General features: G+C 59.4%; 5 protein-coding genes. 2 read left to right on the top strand and 3 right to left on the bottom strand.

Annotation, left to right across the window (positions count from 1 at the left end; genetic code table 11):
* Positions 1-216: 216 nt before the first annotated feature.
* The 3 genes from AC07OJ_RS23575 to AC07OJ_RS23565 all read right to left on the bottom strand — a co-directional run bounded on the left by AC07OJ_RS23575 (position 217) and on the right by AC07OJ_RS23565 (position 3,858).
* The gene (locus AC07OJ_RS23575) at positions 217-1,941 is read right to left on the bottom strand and encodes an ABC transporter ATP-binding protein/permease (RefSeq protein WP_495095303.1); all 1,725 of its coding nucleotides are present in this window, start codon (positions 1,939-1,941) and stop codon (positions 217-219) included.
* Between the two features lie 101 nt (positions 1,942-2,042).
* Positions 2,043-2,603, bottom strand: coding sequence for a response regulator transcription factor (locus tag AC07OJ_RS23570; protein WP_003171731.1), 561 nt, complete (start codon positions 2,601-2,603; stop codon positions 2,043-2,045).
* Entirely contained in the window at positions 2,596-3,858 is a 1,263-nt protein-coding gene (locus tag AC07OJ_RS23565) for an ATP-binding protein (RefSeq protein WP_065900649.1), read from the bottom strand. The genes AC07OJ_RS23570 and AC07OJ_RS23565 overlap by 8 nt, the downstream gene beginning before the upstream one ends.
* Positions 3,859-4,107: 249 nt before the next feature.
* Here AC07OJ_RS23565 and AC07OJ_RS23560 point away from each other — a divergent pair, with 249 nt between their 5' ends.
* Positions 4,108-4,818: an SIMPL domain-containing protein gene (locus AC07OJ_RS23560; protein ID WP_065900647.1), complete on the top strand. Its 711-nt coding sequence runs from the start codon at positions 4,108-4,110 to the stop codon at positions 4,816-4,818.
* A 336-nt stretch (positions 4,819-5,154) separates the two neighbouring features.
* Positions 5,155-8,313: a dermonecrotic toxin domain-containing protein gene (locus AC07OJ_RS23555; RefSeq protein WP_495095302.1), complete on the top strand. Its 3,159-nt coding sequence runs from the start codon at positions 5,155-5,157 to the stop codon at positions 8,311-8,313.
* Positions 8,314-8,335 lie beyond the last annotated feature (22 nt).

Genomic DNA, 8,335 nt, shown 5'->3' with positions numbered 1-8,335 from the left:
CATTTAGATTGAGCCCAGGCTCGGGAGAGGCGTTGCTGCTGCAGCAACCCGCTCTTGATCTACATATGCTGCCCTCGGGAGCCAAATCCATCAGCCAACCCCGCTCAACGGTGGGAGCTGGCTTGCCGGCGATGGCGGTGGGTCATTCAGCATTTGTGTCACTGACACACCGCATTCGCGGGCAAGCCCGCTCCCACATTTAGATTGAGCCCAGGCTCAGGCTACGGGTTGCTCTTGCAGCAACCCGCTCTCGATCCGCACATGCCGTCCATGGAAGCGCTTGAGGCTGCTGCGATGGCCGACGCTGACAATGCTCAACCCCGGCAGCTCGTCGATCAATGCCTGATACAGGCTCGCCTCATCCTCTTCATCCATCGCCGAAGTGGCTTCGTCCATGTACAGCCATTGCGGTGCAAACAGCAACGCGCGCGCGAAGGCCAGGCGCTGCTGCTCGCCCGGCGAGAGCATGCGCTGCCAGTGGTTGGCCTCGTCCAGGCGTGCGACCAGATGCGGCAGGCGGCAGGTTTCCAGCACCTGTGCATAACGTTCTGCCGGATAGACGCTGTCGTCCTGTGGATAACTCAACACGGCCTTCAAGGTGCCGATCGGCAGATAAGGTTTCTGCGGCAGGAACAAATAACGCGCCGCCGGCAGGCGAATACTGCCGTGCCCCGCCGGCCACAGATGGCCCATCGCACGCAGCAGGGTACTTTTGCCACTGCCGGAACGCCCGCTGAGCATCAGGCGCTGGCCAGGCTCCACGGTCATGTCGGCGGCGGTGAGCAAGTGGCGGCCATCGGCCAGGTCCATACCGAGGTCCTGCACCACCAGGCGCTCGCCTTCCGCGCGCACATCAATCGCCGGCGCACGCTGCTCGTTATCACGTATGGCCTGGTGGAAGCTCAGCAGACGATCACTCGTGGCGCGCCACGACGCCAGCTCCGAATACGCACTGATAAACCAGCTGAAGTTCTCTTGCACATTGCCGAACGCCGAGTTGATTTGCATCAGCTCGCCCAGCTCGATCTTGCCGGTGAAATAACGCGGCGCGGCGACGATAAAGGGGAAGATGATCGCGATCTGGCTGTAGCCAGCGGTGAAGAAGGTCAGGCGCTTGGACACTTTCATGATGTCCCAGAAGTTGTGCCAGACCTTGGCGAAGCGGGCGCTCAAGCGCTGGTTCTCATTCGGCTCGCCGTTGTACAGGGCGATGCTCTCGGCGTTCTCGCGCACACGCACCATGGAGAAACGCAGGTCCGCTTCGAAGCGTTGTTGTTGGTTGCTCAGGCCGATCAAGCGACGGCCGATGAGGTGCGTGAGCCAACTGCCGACTGCGGCATAAAGCAGCGCACACCAGAACATGTAGCCAGGGATGGTGATGCCGAACACTTCGATGCTGCCCGACACGCCCCACAGGATGATCGAGAACGACACCAGGCTGACCACGTTGCGTAACAGCCCCAGGCCCAGGCTCAAGGTGCTTGAAGTGAAGTTGTTGAGGTCTTCGGAAATCCGCTGGTCCGGGTTATCGGTGTAACCGCCCTGCTCCAGCTGGTAATAGTTCTTGTGGCCCAGCCAGCGCGCGAAGTGCTGCTCGGTGAGCCAGGCCCGCCAACGGATGGTCAGCATCTGGGTCAGGTACAAGCGGTACACCGCGCCGAGAATCGCCACGGCGGCGATCCCGCCGAAGTAGCCGATCAACTGCCAGAAGGCCGCCGTGTCCTTCTTCTCCAAGGCGTTGTAGAAGTCTTTGTACCAGTGGTTGATCCAGACCGAAATTGCCACGCTGAACAACGACAGGCCAATCACCGCAGCCAGCAGCAGCCAGGCCTTGCCCTTCTCTTCACTGCGCCAATACGGCGTGATCATCGCCCAGGTTCGGCGGAAGAATTGCCCACGCACCGCGTCATTGACCGCGGAATACTCAGCGTTCTGATTCATCGTTCAGGCTCGGTAGGGTAAAGAATGACAGGCGTTTGAACCGATCATAGACGATCGGTTCAGGGCTCCGTGCGGCCTGAAGCAGATTGTTCAGACTTCGTTCAGCGCCGTACCGGGCGCTTCTGCAACTTGCGCTGCAAGGTGCGGCGGTGCATGCCGAGGGCGCGGGCAGTGGCGGAGATGTTGCCTTCGTGCTCGGTCAGCACGCGCTGGATGTGTTCCCACTGCAGGCGGTCAACCGACATCGGGTTTTCCGGCACCAGGGTGTCGAGGTCGGCGTGCTCGGAGAGCAAGGCGGCCAACACGTCGTCGGCGTCCGCCGGTTTGCACAGGTAGTTACAGGCGCCGCGCTTGATGGCCTCGACAGCGGTGGCGATGCTGGAGTAACCGGTAAGGATCACCACGCGCATTTCCGGGTCGAGCTCCAGCAGCTTGGGCAGCAGCACCAGGCCGGAGTCGCCATCCATTTTCAGGTCGAGCGCGGCATAGTCCGGCAGGTCGGCCTGGGCGATGGTCAGGCCCTCCTCGGCCGAACCTGCGGTGCTCACGCGAAAGCCGCGACGACTCATGGCGCGCGCCATCACGCGGGTAAAGGTGGCGTCGTCATCTACCAGCAGCAGGTGCGGCAGTTCTTCGCCTTCGACTTGGATCTCGTCACTCATCGATATCTCCTCGTGCGACACGGGGCAGGCGCAGCTCGGTGAGCGTGCCACCTTCCTCATGACTATAGAGCTTCACTGAGCCGCCCGCGCGGGTCACGCTGGCCTTGCTCAAAAACAGGCCGAGGCCGAAGCCTTTGCCCTTGGTGGTAAAGAAGGGTTTGCCGATCTGCTCGGCAATGGCCAACGGCACGCCCGCGCCGTGGTCGCGAATACTGATGGTGACGTTTTCGGCGTCCCAGTCCAGTTGCACGCCCAGGCCTTCGGGGCAGGCGTCGGCGGCATTGTTCAGCAGGTTCAGCAGCGCTTGGGTCAAGTCTGGCGGCGGCGCCATGCGTGGCACTGTGCCCTGCCCCAGCAGGTTGAAACGGTAACTGGCCTCGGGCCGCATCAGGTGCCAGCGGTTCAGGGCTTCGTCGAGCCACTGGGTCACATCCTGCATCTCCACCGCCAGGCGGCGATTGGCCTCGGCGGCGCGCACCAGTTGCTGCAGAGTCTGCTTGCACTGCTTGACCTGTTCCTGCAGCACGCTCAAATCGTCCTGCAGGGCCGGGTCGTGATGGTCCTGGGTCATTTCCTTGAGCAGCACGCTCATGGTCGCCAGCGGTGTGCCCAATTCATGGGCGGCGCCGGCAGCCTGGGTGGCAACCGCGAGCAGCTGTTGGTCGCGCAGGCCTTCTTCACGACGGATGGCGCGCAATTCTTCCTGGCGGCGCAACTCTTCGGCCATGCGCGCAGCGAAGAAGGTGATCACGGCGGCGGAGAGCGCAAAACTCAGCCACATCCCGTAGATCTGCAGGTTTTCGCGGGCGATGGGGAAGGTTTGCAGCGGATAGAAGCGCGCCAGCAACAGGGTGTACAGGGTCAGGGCGATACCCGACAGCACCACCGAGTAGCGCCACGGCAAGGTCACGGCGGCGATGGTCAGTGGCACCAGGTAATAAGACACGAACGGGTTGGTGGAACCGCCGGAGAAATACAGCAACACACTGTGGATAAACAGGTCGCAGGCCAATTGCAGGGCGTATTCCAGCTCGGTCACCGGCCACGTGGTGCGTAACCGGATCGCGGTGAACACGCACAGCACGATGGAGAAACCGAGGGTCACGGCCAGTTGCAGCCACGGCAGCGGCAACAGGTCGAACCAATAGGCGAGCCCGACGGAGCCGGCCTGTGCGGCCAGTACCAGGGTGCGGATGAACGTCAGGCGCCAGAGGTTCTGGCGGGTGGCGGAAGTCAGTTTTACGGCGGCGAGCATGAGCTCTCCCGGTGAGCGGTGCAGGCGGATCGGCACGAGTATAAACGAAGCGGCGCCTCGGACATTGGGTGTGTGGCTCTTTGACGCAGGGCGCCGCAGCTTCACGTGGCACGCTTCAAACAGCAGGAATACGCGCGCCTTTTAGCTTGTAGCTCGCAGCTTGAAACTTTTTTTTCTAATTCGTAAACCCGAAGAACCCGATGCCACCGTCTACAGTCATACCCGATACGAACACCCTAAGGAGCTTCCATGTCTCGTTTCACTCGCAGTGCAGCCATTTTCACCCTCAGCGCCAGCGCCCTGGCCAGCCTCCCGGCCCTGGCTGCCGATGAACTGCATTACAACCAGATTTCCCTGCGTGCCGAGGTCAGCCAGGAAGTGGCCCGCGACAAGATGATCGTCACCCTCTACACCGAGTCCCAGAACACCGACCCGGCCAAGCTCGCCGCCGAAATCACCACCACCCTGAACAAGGCCCTGGGCGAGGCGCGCGAAGTCAAAGGCGTGACCTTGCGCCAGGGCAGCCGCAACAGCTACCCGATCTACGACAACAAGAACCAGAAGATCACCGGCTGGCGTGAGCGCGCTGAACTGCGCCTGGAAAGCGCGGACTTCCCGGCACTGTCCAAACTCACCGGCGAATTGCTCAACACCCTGAAAATGGAAAACATGGACTTCGCCATCGCCGACGCCACGCGCAAGGCCAGCGAAGACGCCCTGCTCAAGGACGCGGTTGCCGCCTTTAAAGCCCGCGCACAATTGGCCACCGACGCGCTGGGCGGCAAGGGTTACAAGATCGTCAACTTGAACTTCAACACCAATGGCTACCCACAACCTTATGCCCGTGGCGGGATGATGATGAAGGCCGCCATGGCCGATTCGGCACCGACGCCGGAAGTAGAAGCCGGTACCAGCCAGGTCAGCATGAGCGCTGACGGGGTGATCGAAGTCTTGCAATAACCACGACCTGGACAAAACAAAGGCGCAGCCCTCACGGGTTTGCGCCTTTTTTTGCGATGTGTCCCCATGGACACGTCATATCCAGCGGCACATTCAATGGAATCAACCCACCGGTTTTCGTTACGCAAATAGTGCCAAGGCTAACAGGGAGTGCAGTGGCGGTACTTATTCACTTCACGAGAACTGAAAACCATGTACGCACCCTCCAGCAACACCGCTCCTCCTCGGCACCCCATCTCCCCTCTGTCAAACGAGCAGACAAAGACCAGCGAGACAGCCACCCCTGCGGCGCGACAGGGCAATCCTGGCCTATCGACATCCCCCCACGAAACAGCGTTGCTCAACGAATACCTGGCAGCGGTGCAGAGCAAAGCAGAGGGTAAAAAACCCGGGCTTATCAAAGTCCCCCGCGAGAGCAATCTGGGCCAGTGGCTCGAAGTCTATCGGGCGCAATTGCAGCATCCTGTGGTTCAAGGCTGGATGCGTGACCAGAAGATCGACCCGACCGCCCTAATCGCCGTCAATCCGCGCACAGGCGCTCTGACAGCCGCCGCGGACGGCAAGATGAAAACGTTCACCCTCACGGACAACTCCGGTTGGGGCCAAGTCAGCCGCCCGCTGCTTGAGGCGGCCAAAGTCATTGCGCCAGGAACTGTAGAGAAATTGCAGATGCGCTTTGGCGACGACTTCATCCAAGTGCGCGCAGGGTTGGTTGCCAACTTCCAGGGTGAACGCCTTCCAACATCACTGACCGAGGGCAGGTCACAAATCAGGCGCCTGGAGCACAACCAAGCCTTCGCCCCCCTCTCGCCTGAGGATCCCGTACGTCCGGCGAACCAGCGCTCGGCGCAAGCGCTTGAACAGCTCAAGCTGCGTGCCGAAACCTTTTACGCCCAGGCGCCCCAGGCGTTGGCCTACAAACACCTGGCAGTGGAAGTTGCCGAGACATTGCCAAATGTGCGCGCCCAAGCAAAACAATGGGCGGAGTCGGTCATTTTCAAACTGACGGGCAAACACGTGGATGCCGACACCCTTTATCTCAACCGTTTCAACAGTTCGCAAAGCGCATCAACGGCTACCGGCTGGGAGCATATGGGCGAGGAGCCAACCGCCTCCCTGCGCCTGCCGGATGCACTGCTGAAGAACTTCTCTGAAAACGACTGGGTCCCCGGCAATCTGGACTCGGAAGCCGGTTTATATATAGACGGGCCAGGTAAAAGTAGAACGGGTGGGTACGGTGCGCATAACCAATTCCCACTGGCTCCTTCGGTGTTGATGCACGCCAGTTGGAAAACCGACTTCCAATCGGTCATGACGCAGAAAATCGACGATTTCTGGAATACCCACGGCACCGATTACCAGACAGCGATCAAAGGCGAGTTCGCCTATCAGGCCCGAAAACAACTGAAGACGGTCGCCGCCAGGCCGGCGGCCGAGCAAACGCTACAAGCACCCGAGCATCGGTTCACGCGGGAAGACTACCGCTTGGTCATGGGCGCGGTCTCCAACCTTCCACTTGACGAAAATGCACCGCTCAATGTCGAACAACTCAAGTCCCAGGCGCCTGTAAAAGGTGTAGTCCAGGCGCATGCCTTCAATATCAAGGGCTTCTTATCCAACGATATTGTGCGGTTCAGTGCTGCCGACGGTGGCCGCCAGGTCCTCTACATACCGGGCTCGGAACCCGCATTCCTGCGGTTCGACTCCCTGGAGAAACTGGATCAATGGGTAATCGACCAAGCCAAGGATCCGAAAAAACGCGAATCCTTGATGAAACATTTCCCACTGATCGCCCGCCAGGACCACGAGCCCGGGACGATTGAAAAACTGGCAGGCATTTTCATGCCCATAGTGTCTTTTACCAATGTGGCCAGAAAAACCGAAGGCTTGGACAGCACGTTCGAAAAGCTCGCCAGTGGAGAACTGAAAGATCCGACGTTCGATGGTGACGGCTCGAATATTGAGGGTGACGTCTTCTGCGCTATCGCCACCGCGACTAAGGCGCGCATGACCAGTGACGCCGACGTAATGATCAAGTCCAACAGTGAAGTAACGCGGGACACCTGGCTCAACGACATTACCGTGGCAGCGGGTTTGCTGGCCAAGCTGGCACCCATCGCCGCCCCTGTGGCCGCCGCAGCGGTGGCTACCGGGTTGGCCGAGCTGGCACTTGGGGTGGAAAAACAAGCCTCGGGCGATACCCTGGCTGAACGCAATGACGGAGCATCAAAGGCATTCGATGGCTTGCTGAATACGTTGTTCTCGGTGGGCGCCAGTGGCTCGGTTGAAGACCCGTTTGTGCCCCCTGAAGAAAGCCCCATCACGCCCACCCCGAACGAGCCACCACGAGTTGAAAGCCCACAAACCGTGCCGGCTCCCAACCGCCTGCAGCCCAGCCAAGCGGGCAACCTCAATCAATACGCGGTACCGAACGGCGAGCAACTCATCGAAACGGCTGTACGTAACACGAAGGGTATCTACCAGGTTAAAGAGGCAACCACCGGACTGGACCAGTGGTTTATTCGCTACACCGACGAAAAGGGTATTCGCCAGGTATTTGAGATAAAAAGCGATTTCAAACTGAGCAATGATTATGTGCAGATTATTGAACCTGGCACCGGCAAGCCGGTAATGACAGTACACACTGACGGAAACGGTGAATGGGCCCGCATCAAAACCGATGGCGGCATGAAGTGGCCGTGGCAACGTGCACCTTCACCAACGCCCAGCAACGATCTCAAGGCAGAGCCCAGGCTTTCCGATGGCTTCGAAATCCTCGGCGACGCCAAAACCAGTGGGGCCGACAAGTTTGATGAGATCTTTAAATACAACCGCAACACCGCCTACCAACAAGGGGTGAGCAACTTTGAAGAGGACGGTATTTTCAAAAGAAAGCTCACTGTTTCCTGGACTGTCGAGGAAGAGAACTTCGAAGTTTTTCCCAGTGAAAAGGCGCAACCCAATGAGTATGGCTCAACTGACTATTCGCCAAACTTTTTAAAAGATTTGAACCGTGACCGTTATACCGTGCGGATCAAGCAACCCGACGGGTACACCACGGTGGAACTGGATGCCACGGGAAGCGCCGACGGAGCAACATTGCGTATGCGCTTGCAGCAGTTTGAGCAAGCAGTTCCGGATGCGAACATGCGCGCGCGGATCTCCGAAGTTGCTCATCAGGGCAGTGTCGCCCCGACATCGGTGGAGCTGAAAATAAATCAACTGCAAGATCACGTGGGTTTCAAAGGCAAGGACACCCATTACGTCATCACCTATGACCCTGCCACCAATGAGGCCCAGGTCAGCTTCGACGCTCAAATGACACTGCTTGATCTGGACAAGGATGCCGCCCCAATTCCCAACACAGCCGCCGCCACGGAACGAACTTTCCACATTCGAGAAAGCAACGATCTGGAACAAGAGGCCAATCCATACGTCATCGATACCAGCGCGCCCTTTACCTTGAGGACGTCGATTATCACCGACCATCAATAGCCCTGCCGCTACCTGAAAAACC

It is taken from the genome of Pseudomonas sp. GW821-FHT09C08, from assembly GCF_059418125.1.
This window is presented reverse-complemented; position numbering and strand designations above follow the sequence as displayed.